Source organism: Methylobacterium sp. 001424705, from assembly GCF_059816145.1.
On sequence record NZ_JCBANU010000026.1, the window covers coordinates 60,851 to 77,400 of the forward strand.

17 protein-coding genes are annotated in these 16,550 nt (G+C 74.1%); 11 read left to right on the forward strand and 6 right to left on the reverse strand.

What is annotated here, in order from left to right; all coding sequences use genetic code 11:
* Positions 1-33: 33 nt before the first annotated feature.
* The 3 genes from AC6EUL_RS18515 to AC6EUL_RS18525 all read right to left on the reverse strand — a co-directional run bounded on the left by AC6EUL_RS18515 (position 34) and on the right by AC6EUL_RS18525 (position 3,318).
* On the reverse strand, positions 34-1,179 hold the full coding sequence (locus AC6EUL_RS18515) for an acyltransferase family protein (RefSeq protein WP_056274961.1): 1,146 nt from the start codon (positions 1,177-1,179) through the stop codon (positions 34-36).
* A complete protein-coding gene (locus AC6EUL_RS18520; protein WP_499871844.1) occupies positions 1,176-2,495 on the reverse strand; it encodes an O-antigen ligase family protein in 1,320 nt (439 codons plus the stop codon). The genes AC6EUL_RS18515 and AC6EUL_RS18520 overlap by 4 nt, the downstream gene beginning before the upstream one ends.
* A gap of 115 nt (positions 2,496-2,610) precedes the next feature.
* The gene (locus AC6EUL_RS18525; RefSeq protein ID WP_499871845.1) at positions 2,611-3,318 is read right to left on the reverse strand and encodes a DJ-1/PfpI family protein; all 708 of its coding nucleotides are present in this window, start codon (positions 3,316-3,318) and stop codon (positions 2,611-2,613) included.
* A gap of 58 nt (positions 3,319-3,376) precedes the next feature.
* On the opposite strand from AC6EUL_RS18525, the gene AC6EUL_RS18530 reads away from it, so the two are divergent.
* The 5 genes from AC6EUL_RS18530 (at position 3,377) to AC6EUL_RS18550 (ending at position 8,043) form a co-directional block, all read left to right on the forward strand.
* The gene (locus AC6EUL_RS18530; RefSeq protein ID WP_499871846.1) at positions 3,377-4,486 is read left to right on the forward strand and encodes a GlxA family transcriptional regulator; all 1,110 of its coding nucleotides are present in this window, start codon (positions 3,377-3,379) and stop codon (positions 4,484-4,486) included.
* A gap of 123 nt (positions 4,487-4,609) precedes the next feature.
* Positions 4,610-6,364 (forward strand): ArnT family glycosyltransferase, encoded by a 1,755-nt coding sequence (locus AC6EUL_RS18535; protein WP_499871849.1) that lies wholly within the window; start codon positions 4,610-4,612, stop codon positions 6,362-6,364.
* A gap of 21 nt (positions 6,365-6,385) precedes the next feature.
* The gene (locus AC6EUL_RS18540) at positions 6,386-7,111 is read left to right on the forward strand and encodes a glycosyltransferase (RefSeq protein ID WP_056222008.1); all 726 of its coding nucleotides are present in this window, start codon (positions 6,386-6,388) and stop codon (positions 7,109-7,111) included.
* A gap of 3 nt (positions 7,112-7,114) precedes the next feature.
* The gene (locus AC6EUL_RS18545) at positions 7,115-7,447 is read left to right on the forward strand and encodes a lipid-A-disaccharide synthase N-terminal domain-containing protein (protein WP_056222010.1); all 333 of its coding nucleotides are present in this window, start codon (positions 7,115-7,117) and stop codon (positions 7,445-7,447) included.
* Between the two features lie 2 nt (positions 7,448-7,449).
* On the forward strand, positions 7,450-8,043 hold the full coding sequence (locus AC6EUL_RS18550) for a pyridoxamine 5'-phosphate oxidase family protein (protein ID WP_056274949.1): 594 nt from the start codon (positions 7,450-7,452) through the stop codon (positions 8,041-8,043).
* A gap of 670 nt (positions 8,044-8,713) precedes the next feature.
* Here AC6EUL_RS18550 and metC read toward each other — a convergent pair.
* From metC to AC6EUL_RS18565, 3 genes are all read right to left on the reverse strand, one after another.
* The gene (gene metC, locus AC6EUL_RS18555; RefSeq protein ID WP_499871852.1) at positions 8,714-9,901 is read right to left on the reverse strand and encodes a cystathionine beta-lyase; all 1,188 of its coding nucleotides are present in this window, start codon (positions 9,899-9,901) and stop codon (positions 8,714-8,716) included.
* A 77-nt stretch (positions 9,902-9,978) separates the two neighbouring features.
* On the reverse strand, positions 9,979-10,338 hold the full coding sequence (locus tag AC6EUL_RS18560; RefSeq protein ID WP_499871854.1) for a DUF6883 domain-containing protein: 360 nt from the start codon (positions 10,336-10,338) through the stop codon (positions 9,979-9,981).
* Positions 10,335-10,586: a DUF4926 domain-containing protein gene (locus AC6EUL_RS18565; RefSeq protein ID WP_499871856.1), complete on the reverse strand. Its 252-nt coding sequence runs from the start codon at positions 10,584-10,586 to the stop codon at positions 10,335-10,337. The genes AC6EUL_RS18560 and AC6EUL_RS18565 overlap by 4 nt, the downstream gene beginning before the upstream one ends.
* Before the next feature lie 134 nt (positions 10,587-10,720).
* Here AC6EUL_RS18565 and AC6EUL_RS18570 point away from each other — a divergent pair, with 134 nt between their 5' ends.
* The 6 genes from AC6EUL_RS18570 to rarD form a co-directional block, all read left to right on the forward strand.
* Positions 10,721-11,734, forward strand: a complete 1,014-nt coding sequence (locus tag AC6EUL_RS18570) for an amino acid ABC transporter substrate-binding protein (protein ID WP_056274947.1) — start codon at positions 10,721-10,723, stop codon at positions 11,732-11,734.
* A 77-nt stretch (positions 11,735-11,811) separates the two neighbouring features.
* On the forward strand, positions 11,812-12,960 hold the full coding sequence (locus AC6EUL_RS18575; protein ID WP_056222023.1) for an amino acid ABC transporter permease: 1,149 nt from the start codon (positions 11,812-11,814) through the stop codon (positions 12,958-12,960).
* Positions 12,961-12,990: 30 nt separating this feature from the next.
* Positions 12,991-14,127 (forward strand): amino acid ABC transporter permease, encoded by a 1,137-nt coding sequence (locus tag AC6EUL_RS18580; protein WP_056382929.1) that lies wholly within the window; start codon positions 12,991-12,993, stop codon positions 14,125-14,127.
* Positions 14,124-14,894: an amino acid ABC transporter ATP-binding protein gene (locus AC6EUL_RS18585; RefSeq protein WP_056274943.1), complete on the forward strand. Its 771-nt coding sequence runs from the start codon at positions 14,124-14,126 to the stop codon at positions 14,892-14,894. The genes AC6EUL_RS18580 and AC6EUL_RS18585 overlap by 4 nt, the downstream gene beginning before the upstream one ends.
* Positions 14,895-15,036: 142 nt before the next feature.
* On the forward strand, positions 15,037-15,477 hold the full coding sequence (locus AC6EUL_RS18590) for a hypothetical protein (protein WP_056222033.1): 441 nt from the start codon (positions 15,037-15,039) through the stop codon (positions 15,475-15,477).
* A gap of 144 nt (positions 15,478-15,621) precedes the next feature.
* Positions 15,622-16,550 (forward strand): EamA family transporter RarD (rarD, locus tag AC6EUL_RS18595; protein WP_499871862.1); only part of this gene is annotated, 929 nt, incomplete at its 3' end.

Here is a 16,550-nt window from a genome sequence, read left to right on the forward strand (position 1 = left end):
GCGACGGCTGAACGCTCCCTGACAGGGTGCGTTTCAGCCCGCGGCGACGGGTCCGGCGGCCGGCGGGCGCGCGGCCCGGCGGAGGATGCGCCGGCGCATCGGCTCCTCGAGGCCCCGGTGCAGGAGGACGCTGAGGGCGAGGGCCAGGGCGGCGGCGAGCCCCGCCCCGAGCCAGGGCGCGGCGGCGAGGCGGCCCCCGAGGGCGATCCGGTCGAGGCTGTTGACCAGGGCGTAGGCCGGGACGTGGATGAGGTAGAGGGCGAAGGAGATCCGGCCGAGGAAGACGAAGCCGGGCCTCACCAGGGGGCCGCTGCGGAGCTGGGCGCCGGCCAGGATCAGGGGCGCCCAGGCCAGGGCCGTCAGGCCGTTGTGCAGCAGCACCGCGGGCAGGTGGGGCGCCCCCGCCACCAGCGCGAGGCCCGCCAGGGCCGCCAGGGCGAGGAGGGCGGGCGTGGGCAGGCGCCACCGGGTCCAGGCCCCGTAGAGGAGGAGCCCGGCCACGAATTCCGGCAGGCGCAGCAGGGGGTTGTACTTGATGGCCTGGGCCAGCAGCACCGGGCCGGCGCCCCCCGTCTCCGGATCGATGAGCGAGATGCCGGGGGCGTAGCGCGCGAAGGCGAGGGCGGACCCGGCGGTCAGGACGATCCACGCGGCGAGGGTCAGCCGCGCGGTGCGGCCGGGCGCCCCGCGCGCCAGGGGCAGCAGGAGGGGAAACAGGGCGTAGAAGACCACCTCCACCGAGATCGACCAGCTCGGGCAGTCGAGGGCGCAGGCGGCCCCCGGCACCCAGGCGTGCAGGCCCAGCGGCGCCAGCACCGCGCTCGCGGCCATCAGCCCCTGCAGGGGCGGGGGGGACTTCGCCACCCAGGCGACGAACCAGGGCAGGGCGAGGACGAGGCAGGCCAGGTAGACCGGGTAGACCCGCGCCACCCGGGCCCAGGCGAAGCGCGCGCGGGCGGCGCGGTCGGTCAGGTCCACGTCCCGGTAGGTGTAGGCCAGGATGAAGCCCGAGAGCAGGAAGAAGAAGGTCACCCCGGAATAGCCGAGGCGCACCGCCCCGGGGATCGCCGCCTCCGCGAAGAAGAAGGTCGCGTAGTGGAACGCCACCACGTAGGCGGCGGCCACGAAGCGCAGGGCGGTGAGCGCCGGCAGCGGCGCCACAGGGGGATGGGCGCTCATCGCGGGGCCTCCGCGACCACCCGCCCGGCGACGCCGAAGCGCAGGCCGAAGACCGAGAGGGCGACGAGGAAGAACAGCGCGTTGGTGGCCTGGTAGAACACCGATTCGAAGACGCCCACCATCAGGCCGAACAGCCAGATCCGCAGGAAGAGCAGCCGCAGGGGGTCGAGGGCGGGGCCGGCCCCGGACCGGCTTTGGGCCTGGAGGTCGGAGAGGGGGGCCAGCACCATCCACCACACCGTGAGGGCGAGGCCCGGCAGGCCGCTTTCCAGGGCGGTGTTGAGGTAGCCGTCATGGGCGTCGGTGGCGCGGTTGACCCAGGTCGTGGCCTCGCCGCCGCCGCCGTAGAACACGCTTTCCCAGAAGGCGCCGTAGCCGAAGCCGGTGAGCGGCTTCTTGGCGATGTTGTCGAGGGCGAAGCGCCAGATCTCGGTGCGGCCGGTATAGGTCGGGTCGGCGGCCAGGCCCGCCACCAGGGCGCCGAGGCTGGGCGACAGGACCGAGCCCACGGTGAGCAGGAGCAGCAGCGCCAGGGGGCCGAGGAGGATCAGGCGGCGCCAGGTGCCCGAGGCCGAGAGGGTGCAGGCCCAGGTCAGGCCGAGCACCGCCGGGGTCATGACCAGGGAGGTCTTGGCGTTGGTGAAGACGAGGAACACCCCCGCCAGCCCCACGACCGCGTAGCCCAGGAGGCGCTGGCCCATCCCGGCCCAGAACAGCCCGACGATGATGAACAGGCTCATGGCCGCGCCGGCGCCGTTCTTGTGGGCGAAGACGCCGCGCCAGCTGCCCGCGTGCTCGGGCTCGATCAGGTCGAGGGCGGTGTGCATGGCGCGCTCGGGCACCAGCACGAGGCCGAGGTAGCAGGTCGCCAGCACGAGGAGGACGGTGCCGCCGAGGACCTGGGCGAACTGGCGCGCGTCGCGGGCGAGCACCAGCACGCTCACCACCCCGCCGAACATGATGACGAGGGAGACGAGGCGCCGCGCCGAGACCGCGGGTTCGATCGAGAGGGCGGTGGACACGCCGATCCAGGCCAGCATCGCCAGGATCGGCAGGGTGGCCAGGGGGCGCAGGGCCTCCCGCCCGCGCCAGGCCAGCGCCGCCGCCGCGATGCCCGCCATGACCAGGAACAGCCCCTGGTTGACGAGGTTGCCGCCGGCCCGCGAGGCGGCGTTCTCCGCCGCCGTCCCGTCGAGGAAGGGATCGGCCCCGATCAGGATGAAGAGCAGGATCGCGCCCATCGCCCCGATGCGCAGGGCATCGGGGAGGTCCGCCCGCCGCGTCGCGCCCGCGCCGGTGGCGATGCCCGTCGTCATGGTCCACTCCCGCGCTCGAGGGCCGGCAAGGTCTTGCGCACTCTAGATCCGCCGGTGCCGCCCGCTAGGCGCGCAGAATACGTTTAAGAACGCGCAAAGGACCGGCGGGCCCGCCTCACGGCCCGGCCGGCCCCCAGGGGACGATGTCGGTCGCCCCGGTGATCGCGCCCACGATGCGCTCCCGCTCGGCCCGGCCGGCGGCGAGGCGCCCCCGCACCGCCGCCAGCACGGCGGGGTCGGCGCCGGCGGGCGTGCCGGCGGCGAAGGGCGGGGCGGGCGCGTATTCGAGGCCGAGCTGGATCGCCTCCGCCGCCGGACGCCCGGCGAGCTCGGCCGCCAGGGTCAGGGCGAAGTCGATCCCGGCGGTGACGCCGCCCCCCGTGAGGAGGGGGCCGTCGCGCACCACCCGCTCGGCGACCGGGATCGCCCCGAAGGCCGCCAGGAGGTCGAGGCTGGCCCAGTGGGTGGTGGCGCGCCGGCCCCGCAGGAGTCCGGCCGCCCCGAGCACCAGGGCCCCGGTGCAGACGGAGGTGACGTAGCGGGCGCCCCCCGCCTGGTCGCGCAGGAAGGCCAGGACCGCCGCATCCCGCATCAGCCGGTTCACCCCGAGGCCGCCGGGCACGCAGAGCACGTCGAGCTGCGGGCAGTCGGCCATGGCCAGCGTCGGGGCGAGCACGAGGCCGGTGGAACTCGTCACCGGCGCCCGGTCGGCGGCCACGAGGTGGACCCGCGCCTCCGGAATCCCGACGAAGACCTCGTAGGGCGCGGTCAGGTCGAGCTGCTGGACGTCGGGGAAGGCGAGAAGGCCGATCGTGAGGGGCATCGGGACTGTCTCCGGCTGTCTGGACAGGACGACCCTAACCCCGCAGGCTCCGGCCGACATGACCAAGAGGCCTCGTTTCCTGCCAGATCGCACCGCGGACGAACCCTTGCGCCACGAAGTCTTGCGCCACGAACCCTTGCGCCACGAACCCCGCCGCATCGAGATCCTCGCCTTCCCGGGGGTGCAGCTCCTCGACGTGTCGGGGCCGCTTCAAGTGTTCGCCACGGCGAACGATCTCGCGGGCGAGGCCCCGGCGCCCTATGCCCTGCGGGTGGCGGCGGCGGGCGGCGGCGTGGTCCGGAGCTCCGCCGGGCTCGGCCTCGCGACGGAGCCGCTGCCGGCGGCGGAGGCCCCCGTGGACACCCTCGTGGTCGCCGGCGGGCGCGGCGTCGACGGGGCGATCGCGGACGGGCTGCCCGCCTGGGTCGCCGCCCGGGCACCCCGCGCCCGGCGGGTGGCCTCCGTCTGTACCGGCGCCTTCCTGCTCGGGGCGGCCGGCCTCCTCGACGGGCGCCGGGCCGTGACCCACTGGACCCGCTGCGACGCGCTCGCGCGGCGCCATCCGGAGGCCCGGGTCGAGCCGGATCCGATCTTCATCCGGGACGGCGCGGTCTGGACCTCCGCCGGGGTGACGGCGGGCATCGACCTGGCGCTGGCCCTGGTGGAGGCCGATCTCGGCCGGGCCGCGGCGCTGGCGGTCGCCCGCCACCTCGTCGTCTTCCTCAAGCGCCCGGGCGGCCAGGCCCAGTTCAGCACCGTCCTGTCGCAGCAGGTCCTGTCGCCCGGGGCGGGCGGCGCCCGCTTCGAGGCCCTCCAGGCCTGGATCGCCGATCATCTCGCCGAGGACCTCACCGTGCCGCGCCTGGCCGAGATGGCCGGCATGAGCCCGCGCGGCTTCGCCCGCCACTACCGGGCGGCCACGGGGCTGACCCCCGCCCGCGCCCTGGAGCGCCAGCGGGTCGAGGCGGCCCGGCGGCTCCTGGCCGAGACCGCGCTGCCGGTGAAGCGCATCGCCGCGCGCTGCGGCTTCGGCTCCGAGGAAACCCTGCGGCGCAGCTTCCTCCGCCACGGGGCGGTGGCGCCTGGCGTCTGCCGCCAGCGGTTCCGCGCGGCCGGGGCGGGGGGGCCGGGCGCGGCGGCCGGCGACCCCGCGGAACCGGAGATTTGACATTCCCGGCCGCATCATCGACACCGCCGGCCTCGCGGCATCGACCGGAATCAGCGACCGGATTCCCGGGTCGGGTGCCGGTCCGGAGCCGCGTATGTCCCCCCTGACGGCCCATCCGCCCGCATGACCGACCGCGCCACCGTGCCCCGCCCGGCCCGTGGGGACGCCTTCGCGTTCCCGGACAGCCTCCTGTCCGCCGCGGCCCGGAGCCATGCCCGGGCCTGCGCCCTCCTGGTGGCCCTCTGCCTCGTCTGCTTCCTGCCCGGGATCGTCTCGCTCCAGCCCATGGACCGGGACGAGCCGCGCTTCGCCCAGGCCTCCAAGCAGATGCTGGAGACCGGCGATCTCGTCGACATCCGCTTCCAGGCCGAGGCCCGGCACAAGAAGCCCGTGGGCATCTACTGGGCCCAGGCCGCCGTGGTCGGCGCCGCCGAGGCGCTCGGCGTGCCGAACGCCCGCACCACCATCGGCCTCTACCGCATCCCGTCCCTGCTGGGCGCCATCGGGGCGGTGCTCCTCACCTACTGGTCGGCCCTGGTCTTCCTGCCCCGGCGGGGCGCCGTCCTCGCCGCCGCCCTGTTCGGGGCCTGCGTCGTGCTCTCGGCCGAGGCGCGCCTGGCCAAGACCGACGCGCTGCTCTGCGCCTGCGCCGTGGCGACCTTCGGCGGCCTCGCCCGGGCCTGGCTCCGGCGCGACCGCGCGGAGGGGCATCGCGTCGAGGGCCCCCTCGACACCGCCACGGTGCTGACCTTCTGGCTCGGCCTCGCCCTCGGCATCCTGATCAAGGGCCCGATGGTGCCGCTGTTCTGCGGCCTGCCGGCCCTGATCCTCTCGCTGCGGTGGCGCTCCGGCCGCTGGCTCGGCGCCCTGCGGCCCGGCCTCGGCCTGCCGCTGACCCTGCTGATCGTGGCGCCCTGGTTCGCGGCCATCACCTGGAAGAGCGGCGGCGCCTTCTACGGGGAGGCGGTGGGCCACGACATGCTGAGCAAGGTCCAGGGCGGCTCGGAGAAGCACTTCGCCCCGCCCGGCGCCTACCTGGTGGCGTTCTTCGGCACCTTCTGGCCGGGTGCCGCCTTCGCGGCGCTCAGCGCCCCCTTCGCCTGGGGCTACCGGCGCGAGCCCGCCATCGCCTTCCTCCTCGCCTGGATCGTGCCGACCTGGATCCTGTTCGAGATCGTGCCGACCAAGCTGCCCCACTACGTGCTGCCGCTGATGCCGGCCATCGCCATCCTCACCGTGCGGGCGCTGGCCGCGGGCGCCCTGCACCCCGAGCGCCGGGGCGCGCGCCTCACCGCCGGGCTCGTGGTGCTGATCCCCGTCGGCCTCACCCTCGGCCTCTCGGCCTTCGCCTTCGCCTACGACCGGACCCTGCCCTGGGCCGGGCTGCCCCTGCTGCTCGGCGCCAGCGCCGTCGCCGCCCTGGCCTGGCGCGCCTTCGCCCGCGGCCTGCCCGAGCGCGCCCTCGGCCTCGGCGTCCTGGCGTCGATGCTGCTCTCGCCGGCCGTGTTCGGCCTGACCCAGCCGGTGATGGCCGCCCTTAAGGTCTCGCCCCGCCTCGCGGCGATCCGCGATGCCTTGCCCTGCCCGCATCCCCGCGTCGCCAGCCTCGGCTACCGCGAGCCGAGCTTCGTCTTCCTGATCGGCACCGACCTCGCCATGCTCGGCACCGGCACGGAGGCCGCGGACTTCCTGAAGGGCGACGGTTCGCTCAAGGGGGACGCCTGCCGCCTCGTCTACGTCGAGGGCCGGTTCGCGAGCGAGTTCGACGCCGCCGTCAAGGCCGCCGGGCTGGCGCCCAACCGGGTCGGCACCGTCTCGGGCTTCAACATCAACGGCGGACGCCGGGTCGACCTCTCGGCCTACGCGGCGACGCCCTGACCTCCCTCGGATCGAACCTCCATGCGCCTCTCCGTGATCATCCCGGTGAAGGACGAGGCCGGCAACATCGCGAGCCTCGTCGCCGAACTCGAGACCGCCTGCGCGCCCCTGGCGCCCTTCGAGGTGATCTACGTCGATGACGGCTCCACCGACGGCACCGCCGAGGCCCTGCGGGCGGCCCAGAGCGGACGGCCCTGGCTGCGGGTGCTCGCCCACGACCGCACCGCCGGCAAGGCGGCCGGCATCCGCAGCGGCATCGCGGTGGCGCGGGCGCCGGTCTGCGCCCTGATGGACGGCGACGGCCAGAACGACCCGGCCTTCCTGGCCCCCCTGCTCGAGGCCATCGAGGCGGGCGGCGCGCGGGTCGGCCTCGCCCAGGGCCAGCGCGTCGGGCGCAAGGACGGGCGGCTGAAGAGCCTCCAGTCGCGCATCGCCAACGGGGTCCGGGTGCGCATCCTGAAGGACGCCACCCGCGACACCGGCTGCGGCTATAAGCTCGTGCGCCGGGACGTCTACGGGACGCTCCCGTTCTTCGACGGGCAGCACCGCTTCATGCCGGCGCTGGTCGCCCGCGAGGGCTTCGGCGTGGTCCACCGGGACGTGGTCGACCGGCCCCGCTTCACCGGCACCTCGAAATACGGCCTGTTCGACCGCCTCTGGGTCGGGCTCCTCGACCTGGCCGGGGTGTGGTGGCTGATCCGGCGCAAGCGCGTGACGCCGCGGGTCACGGACGTGACGGGAGCCTGAGCCATGCTGATCCAGCTCGCCGAAGACGTGCGCGGCTACGTCTACGACGTCTTCGTCACCCGCTTCGATGCCTGGCTGGTCTTCGGCATCCTGGCCCAGGCGGTGTTCGGCGCCCGCTTCGTGGTGCAGTGGCTCGCCTCCGAGCGGGCGGGCAAGAGCGTGATGCCGCTCGCCTTCTGGTTCCTCTCCATCGCGGGCGGCCTGATGACCCTGGTCTACGGCCTCGTGCGGCGCGAGCCGGTGATCATCTTCGGGCAGGCGCTGTCGACCTTCATCTACCTGCGCAACGTCGCCCTGATCCTGCGCGAGCGCCGCGCCGCCCGGGCGGCGCCCTGACCATGGACCCGCTGCCGCCCTTCCACGACGACCTGGACGCGGCCCTCGCCGAGGTCTGGCGCCTGCTGGTCGAGGGGCCGCGCTTCCGCCGCAACGCCTTCCACATGCCGGCGCTGGCCACCGTCGACGCGCAGGGGCACCCGCAGGTGCGCACCGTGGTGCTGCGGCACGCCGACCCGGTGGCCGGCGCCTTGCGCTTCCACTGCGACCGCCGCTCGGACAAGGCCTCCGAGATCGCGGCCTCCGGGCATGCGGCCCTGCACGGCTACGATTCCGCCGCCAAGATCCAGATCCGGGCGTCGGGCCCCGCGACGCTCCACGGCGACGACGCGCTCGCCGACGCGGCCTGGGCCGGGTCGATGGCCATGAGCCGGGTCTGCTACGGCGCCGACCCCGCCCCCGGCGCGCGCCTGCCCGCGGGCGATGCCTACACCCTGCCGGATCCCGAGACGGCCCTGACCCTCGGGCGGCCGAACTTCTGCGCCGTGGTGGTCACGCTCGCCCGCCTCGAATTCCTCTACCTCGACCGGCGCGGCCACCGCCGGGCCGCCTGGGCGCGGGCCGACGGCTGGCGCGGGGTCTGGCTGGCGCCCTGAGGGCGCGCCGCCGCCGAGCCGCCGGGCGTTGAGCGGGCCCGGCCACGGGGACGCGGCCCCGCCGCCGGGGCCGGCGCGGGGGATGGCCCAAGGAGACCGGGCGGAACGAACGCCCGGCGAAACGGGAGACGCGGGACGCCGCGAGACCACGTTTTGGAAACAGGTATGCCGGTCCCCCGGCGTCCCTCGGCCCGGCCCCTCGCGGGGCCGATCCGTTTCGTCACGACGTCTTCTCGGCACCGGCGACCCGGCTTGTGGCAGCCCCCCTCCGGATCCGCCGCCCTGGCGGGCGGCGCGGTCCGGCGGCCGTCTGATCAGGGCGCGTGGCCCCGAGCCCGCCTCGTAGTGGGCGGGCCGTCCGCTCTCTCGGTGCGCCTCAGGGGACCGGGTGCAGCCGTGCGGCCTTGCAGCCGTGCGGCCTTCCCGTCCGAGACGCCTTGCGTCGCCGATGCGGCCCGGGGCGATGGCGAAACCGGGCCATCGACGCGGGGCGCCGTCTCCTCCCCCCGAGCCCCCCGGCCCGGTCCGCCGGGGGGCCTCCCGCGTGGGAGGCGAGTGCCCGGACTGAACCACACAATAGGAATATTGTCAATGTTTTTCGGTGGCGGCGGTGGGGCCGCCGGCGCCGGACCGGAGAAATCCGTTGCGGCTTCGTCGTGCCGGCGCCCGCTCACAGCGCCGCGCGCAACCGCGAAAACCCCGCGTCGAGATCCGCCTGCAGATCCGCAACATCCTCCAGGCCGATGTGGAAGCGCAGGGCCGGGCCCTCGGGGGCCCACCGGGTGGCGGTGCGGTAGGTCCTGCAGTCGAACGGGATGACGAGGCTCTCGAAGCCGCCCCAGGAGAAGCCCATTCCGAAGAGCTCGAGCCCGTCGAGCATCGCCGCCACGGCCCGCTCCGGGGCGGGCTTCAGGATGACGCCGAACAGACCCGAGGCGCCGGAGAAGTCGCGCGTCCAGATGGCGTGGCCGGGATCGTCGGGGAGGCCTGGATGGAGCACGCGGGCCACCTCCGGCCGGGCCTGGAGCCACCGCGCCATGGCGAGCCCCTGGGCCCCGTGCTCGCGCAGGCGCAGGGCCATGGTGCGCAGGCCCCGCAGGGCCAGGAACACGTCCTCCGGGCCGGGACACATGGCGAAGTGCTCGAAGGTCCGGTGCAGGGCCGGCCAGTATTGCGCGTTGGCCGAGGTCAGGCCGAGGAGCAGGTCCGAGCCGCCGGAGAGGTACTTGGTCCCGGCCTCCACCGCGATGTCGACGCCGCGCGCATGGGGCGGGAACAGCAGCGGTGTCGCCCAGGTGTTGTCCATGATGACGGCGGCGCCCCGGGCGTGCACGATCTCGGCGATGGCCGGCACGTCCTGCATCTCGAAGCTCTGCGAGCCCGGGGCCTCCACCAGCACGGCCTTGGTGGTGTCGCGCATCCGGGCGCCGATGCCGGCGCCGATCAGGGGATCGTAGTACTCGACCGCGACCCCGAAGCGCTTCAGGACGCCGTCGCAGAAGATGCGGGTGGGGCGGTAGGCGGAATCGCTGACCAGCAGGTGGTCGCCGGCCGAGACCACCGCCATCAGGGCCACGGTCAGGGCGGCGAGGCCCGACGGCGTCAGCACGGTGCCGGCCGCGCCCGCGAGCTCGCTCCAGGCCTGGGTCAGCGAATCCGTCGTCGGCGTGCCGGAGGTGCCGTAATCGTAGCGCCCGCGCCGGTGCTGGAGGTCGTCGTAGGTCGGGAACAGCACCGTCGAGCCGCGATAGATCGGCGTGTTGACGAAGCCGTGCTGGGCGGAGGGATCGCGCCCCGCATGGACGAGGCGGGTGCTCGCCCCGAAGCGGGCGGGGTCGCGGGGAGGGGTGTTCGACATCGGCACCGGTGGGCGAGGGGTGAGCGTGCGGCGACCGAAGCCCGGCCCGCGCGCCGGCGTCAAGCCGGGCAGCCGGATCAGGCCTCCTCGTCCGCGCGCCTCAGGGGAACGACCGTCACGAGCCTGGCGACGCCATCGGCCTCGACTTGCCAGACCGAGCGCACCCAGGGCTCCCGGCCGTTCGGCGCGCGAAGCCGCCCTTCGAAGACGAGCTTGGTCGGGCCGTTCTCCGCCAGATTCTGCGGGCGTCCCTCCGTCCTGAGGACGTGGTCGGCCAGGGCGTCGGCAAGTTCCATCGGTCTGTCCCGGCTGAAGCCGAAGGCCAGGAAGAAGCGTGCCTTCGAGCCGCCCCGTGGATGGGAGAGGTCCAACAGGTAGTCGACGAGCTTGTTGTTGCGGATCGTGAACCGCGTCGGAGAGGCCGCCGGCCCGCTCAAGCCGCCCGGCGCCCGATCCGCTTGATTCCGGTGGCCCGAACCGTCGCGAGGGCGCCTTCGGGCTCGGCGAACTCGACCTCGTAGGCTGATCCGTCCTGCCAGATGGCCACCACGGTTCCCTCCGTGCCGGCCTGGATCAGGGTTCCGTCATCCGTCCGCGCGTCGGCCAGCAGCACGACGTCATCGAGTTCCCGGAGATCGACCCCAGGCTCGTCCTTTCGCAGGAGATAGAAGACTTCGACGGACATGGGCGAAGGATATCCGGCGGGTGCCGGCCGGACAAGCCACGCGGCCCGATCCTTTGGTCTTGGGGCCCCCTGGTCTTGGGCCCGACGCCCGGCCCCTGGCTTGACCCCGGCCGCCGATGCCCTGCAATGCGCGCATGCGATCCCTGTCGATCCCGCTCCTCGCCGCCCTGCTCGCCGCGTCTCCGGCGCTCGCGCAAGGCGACACCCTCGCCCAGGTCAAGGCGCGCGGGCACCTCGTCTGCGGGGTCAGCGGCGGGGTGGCGGGCTTCAGCATGCCGGACGGGCAGGGGCGCTGGCACGGGCTCGACGTGGATTTCTGCCGGGCGCTCGCCGCGGCGATCTTCGACGATCCCGACGCGGTGCGCTTCATCCCGCAATCCTCGGCCGCGCGCTTCACCGCCCTGCAATCGGGCGAGATCGACGTGCTCGCCCGCAACACCACCTGGACCCTGTCGCGCGACACCGCCGCGATGAACTTCCCGGTGATCACCTTTTTCGACGGGCAGGGGTTTCTCGTGCGCAAATCCCTGAACGTCACGGCGGTGAAGCAGCTCGACCGGGCCACGATCTGCCTGCAGCAGGGCACCACCACGGAGCTCAACACCGCCGACTGGTTCCGCACCCGCGGGCTGACCTACCAGGTGGTCACCTTCGCCAACAGCGAGCAGACCCTGGGCGCCTACGAATCCGGCCGCTGCGACGCCTACTCCACGGACAAGTCCTCCCTCTTCGGCGAGCGCCTGAAGACCGCCCACCCGGAGGCGCACGTGATCCTCGACGAGGCGATCTCCAAGGAGCCCTTCGCGCCCGGCGTGCGCCAGGGCGACGATGCCTGGCGCGACCTCGTCGCCTGGACCCACTACGCCATGCTCGACGCGGAGGAGGCGGGCATCACGCAGGAGAACGTGGACCGGCTCCGGGGCGAGACCCTGAGCCCGGACGTCAAGCGCATCCTCGGGCTGGAGGGCAAGTACGGCCAGGGCCTCGGGCTGACCGGCGACTGGGCCTACCGGATCGTCCGCCACGTCGGCAATTACGGCGACGTCTTCGCCCGCAACCTCGGCGACGGGACGCCCCTGAAGATCCCGCGCGGGCTGAACGCGCTCTGGACGAACGGGGGCCTGCACTACGGGCCGCCGATCCGGTGAGGGGGGACGGGATGGACCGCGCGTCCGGGCGGACCCGCCCCCGCAGCGGGGGGAGGGGTGCGCGGGGAGGTCGGCGCGTGCCTCGATCCCCGCGCGCCCTCGCGCTCCAGGCCCTCGTCGCGCTCGCGCTCGCCGCGCTCGCGTATGTCGCCGCCACCAACGCGTCCGAAAAACTCGCGCGCCAGGGCATCACCGCCGGCTTCGGCTTCCTCGGACGCTCGGCGGGGTTCGACATCAGCCAGCGGCTGATCCCCTACGCCGCCGCGACCGCGACCTATCTCGACGCGTTCCGCGTCGGGCTCCTCAACACCCTGCTGGTCTCGGGCCTCGCCATCGGGCTGGCCACGCTGATCGGATTCGCCGTGGGCATCGCCCGGTTGTCGCCGAACTGGCTCGTCCGGACCCTGGCGGCCACCTATGTCGAGACCCTGCGCAACCTGCCGCTGCTGCTCCAGCTCCTGGTCTGGTACGTGGCCGTGCGGGTGGCGCTGCCCGAGGCGCAGCGTCCGGCGGCCTGGGGCGGGGCCTATCTCAGCCAGCGCGGGCTGGTCCTGCCCCGCCCGGAATTTTCCGGTGTCGCCTGGCTCGTGCCCGCAGCCGTCCTGGCGGGGATCGTCCTGTCGGGCGCCTGGGCGCGCCGCAGGGCCCGCCGCGTCGAGGCCGGGGCCGCGCCTGGCCCGGTCGTGGGGCCGGCCCTCGCCCTGGTGCTCGGCCTGCCGGCGCTCGCCTGGATCGGTCTCGCCCGCGCCGGGCACCCCGTGCCGGTCGCCTGGCCGGCGCCCGGTCCCTACGGACCCGAGGGCGGGCTCGGAATCCTGCCGGAATTCGCCGCGCTGCTCCTCGGGCTCTCCACCTACACGGCGGCCTTCATCGCCGAGATCGTGCGCGCCGGCCTCAACAGCGTGGCCCGGGGCCAGGGGGAGGCGGCCGCCGCCCTGGGCCTGAGCCGGGCCAAGACCTTGGCGCTCGTCACGATTCCCCAGGCGATGCGGGTGATCGTGCCGCCGCTCACCAGCCAGTACCTCAACATCACGAAGAACTCGTCCCTGGCGGTGCTGATCGGCTATCCCGACCTCGTCCACGTCTTCATGGGCACGGTGCTCAACCAGACCAACCAGGCCGTGGAGGTCGTGGCGATCACCATGGCGGTCTACCTGACCCTGAGCCTCGGCCTCGCCGCGCTGATGAACGCCTACAACCGCCGCGCGGCCCCGGGGATGCGATGAATCCGGGGTCCCCATGAGTCCGGTCTGTCCATGACCATCGTCCGCGAGACCCTGCTGCCCCCGGCCCCGCCGCCGCGCCGGACCGGCGGCCCCGTCGGCTGGCTGCGGGACAACCTGTTCTCGGGCCCCGGCAACACGCTCGCCACCCTGGTGGTCCTGGCCGGGCTGGCGCTCCTGCTGCCGCCGGCGATCCGCTTCCTCGTCACCGACGCGGTCTGGAGCGGGACGTCGGGCGAGGCCTGCCGGCCGGCGACCGCCGGGCACCCGGTGGGCGCCTGCTGGGCCTTCATCGGCGACAAGATCAACTACCTCGTCTACGGCTCCTACCCGGCGGCCGAGCGCTGGCGGCCGAACCTGTTCTTCGGCCTCGTGGCGCTCAGCGCGGTCTGGATGCTGTGGCTCGACGCGCCCAAGCGCGGCCTCGGGGCGGTCTTCGTCTTCCTGGTGGGCCCGATCCTGTCGGTCTGGCTGCTCTCGGGCGCCTCCGTCCTCGGCCTCGCCCCCGTCGCCACCAGCCTGTGGGGCGGCATGCTGGTGACCCTGGTGGTCTCGCTCGTCGGCATCGTCGCCGCCCTGCCGCTGGGCATCCTGCTGGCCCTGGGGCGGCGCTCCGAACTGCCGGTGCTGCGATACGCCTGCATCGGCTTCATCGAGTTCTGGCGCGGGGTGCCGCTGATCACCGTGCTGTTCATGGCCAACGTGATGCTGCCGCTGTTCCTGCCCGGGGACCTCACGGTGGACCGGCTGGTGCGCCCGCTCGTCGGCATCGCGCTGTTCGCCTCCGCCTACATGGCCGAGGTGGTGCGCGGCGGCCTGCAGGCGATCCCCGAGGGGCAGGGGCGGGCGGCCCTGGCGCTGGGCCTCACCCGATGGCAGGCCCTGCGCCTCGTGATCCTGCCCCAGGCCCTCAAGGTGGTGGTGCCCGGCATCGTCAACACTCTGATCGGCCTGTTCAAGGACACGACGCTCGTCTCCATCGTGGGTCTGGCCGACTTCATCCGGGTGCTGGAGGCGGCGCGTGCCGATCCGCGCTGGTCGGCGCCGACGATCCCCGCCACGGCCTACGCCTTCGCGGCCCTGTTCTACCTCGCGGTCTGCTTTTCCATGGCGCGCTACGCCGCCTTCATCGAGCGGCGTCTGGCCGCCGGCGAGCGGGGCCGGTCGTGACGGACGGCCCCGCGACCCCGGATCCCGCGACCCCTGATCTCAAGACCCCCGCCGTCGAGTTCCGCGGCGTGAACAAGTGGTTCGGCACCGCCCACGTCCTGCGCGAGGTCTCCCTCACGGTGGCGAAATCCGAGCGAATCGTGATCTGCGGCCCCTCGGGCTCGGGCAAGTCGACCCTGATCCGCTGCGTCAACGGCCTCGAGGCCCACCAGGGCGGCACGATCCGGGTCGCCGGCCAGGACCTCACCCCGGCCCGCATCCCGGCGGTGCGGCGGACCGTCGGCATGGTGTTCCAGCACTTCAACCTGTTTGCCCACCTCACCGTGCTGGAGAACTGCACCCTGGCGCCGATCCACGGGCGCGGCATCGGGCGCCGGGCCGCCGAGGCGCGGGCGCGGGACGAACTCGAACGCCTCGCCGTCGCGGATCTGGCGGACCGCTACCCCGGCCAGCTTTCCGGCGGGCAGCAGCAGCGGGTGGCCATCGCCCGCGCCCTCTGCCTCGACCCGGCGGTGATGCTGTTCGACGAGCCGACCTCGGCCCTCGACCCCGAGATGGTGCAGGAGGTGCTCGACGCCCTGACGGATCTCGCGGGACGCGGCATGACCCTGCTCTGCGTCACCCACGAGATGGGCTTCGCCCGGCGGGTCGCCGACCGGGTGGTGTTCATGGACGCGGGCCAGATCGTCGAGGTCGCGCCGCCGCAGGCCTTCTTCGACCGGCCCGAGCATCCCCGCACCCGGGAATTTCTCGCGCGTCTTCTCTGAGGGACGGGAGGCCCCGCGCTGCGGGCGCGGCCCCGGCGGAGTTGTGCCGGCGCAGGACCGTTCGCGAAACCGGACGCTCCGGTTCGTTAACGCCGATGGGCTAAATCCATCCCGGTACTCGCGTATCCGGGAAGCCCGTCCCTTGCGTATCCTGCGGAACATCGTCGTCGGCAGCGTCTTCGGCGGCAGCGCCCTGGTCATCGCCTTCGCCTGCGTCGACCGGCTCGACCATCCGGCGCCCCGGGCGGCCGTGCCGGTGGCCGCCCTCACCCGGCTCCGCCCGCCCGAGCCCACCGTGACGGGCGCGCTCCCGGCCGAGACCGGCCCCTCGATCAGCGACATCCTCGGGCGCGACGCCGTCGCCCGCCAGACCGTCACCCGTCCGCCCGTGCCCAAGGCCTCCACCACTCGCGAAACCCCTGCCCGCGAGACGGCGGGTCGGGCCCCGGCCAAGCCCGTGGCCAAGGTCGCCGCCGCGCCGGCCCCGAAGCCGGCGAAAAAAACCGCCGAGGGCTTCGACACCGAGCGCCTGAACGCCCTCATGCGCGGCGACCCCGCCGTCACCCTCGCGCGCACGCGCTGAGCCCGCCGGGCGCCCCGAGCGCCCCCGCCATGCGCCATCCCGCACGGGGCGCGTCCCTGAACGCCTGCTATAAGCCGCGCCCGGTCCCCCCGCGGGCCGCGGCGAGGCCGCCGGCAAAGGGCCGGCGGCAAGGGGAGGCGGCCTTTGGGTCTGATCTACGCGCTCGGCGCCTATCTCAGCTGGGGCCTCGTGGTCCCGGTGCATTTCCGCCTGCTCGACGCCGTGCCGGCCCCCAGCATCCTGGCCCACCGCATCGTCTGGTCGAGCCTGCTCGTCGCCGGCCTGCTCGTGGCCCTGCGCCGCCGCATCCGGACCCCCTTCCCCCTGGTGCGCCGCCACGGGCTCCTCGTCCTGTCGGCCGGCCTGATCGGCGTGAACTGGCTGCTCTACCTCCGGGCCGTGCAGTCCGGGCACATGCTCGACGCCAGTCTCGGCTACTTCATCAACCCGCTGATGAGCGTCGGCCTGGGCGCCCTGGTGCTGGGCGAGCGCCTGCGTCCGGTCCAGGCCGCGGCGGTGGCGCTGGCCGCCGGCGCCGTGCTCCTGGCCGTCGCCCTGGCGGGCAGCCTGCCCTGGGTCTCGCTCGCGCTGGCCGGCAGCTTCTCGCTCTACGGGCTCGCCCGCAAGGTCGTGGGCGTCGACGCCATGGTGGGCTTCGCCGCCGAGACGCTGGTGCTCCTGCCGGTGGCGCTGCTCTACCTCGCGGCCTTCGCGCCGCCGGTGATCCAGGGCGACCCCGTGCGGGCCGGCCTGATCCTGCTCACCGGAGTCACCACGGCCCTGCCGCTGATCTGGTTCGCGGCGGCCGCCGAGCGGCTCACCCTGGCGACGCTCGGGCTGATGCAGTACCTCGCACCCTCCTGCCTCCTCCTCCTCAGCACCCTCGTCTACGGCGAGCGGCTGGAGCCGCACCGGATGGTGCTGTTCGGGCTGATCTGGCTGGCTCTGGCGATCTACGCCGCCGACGCCTATCGCGCCGCCCGGCAGGGGGGGGGCGCCGGAGGGGCCCCCGCGGTACACCTCGCCCCCTACCACACCCCCCGAACACCCCGGCCCCAAACCCCCCCCCCGCA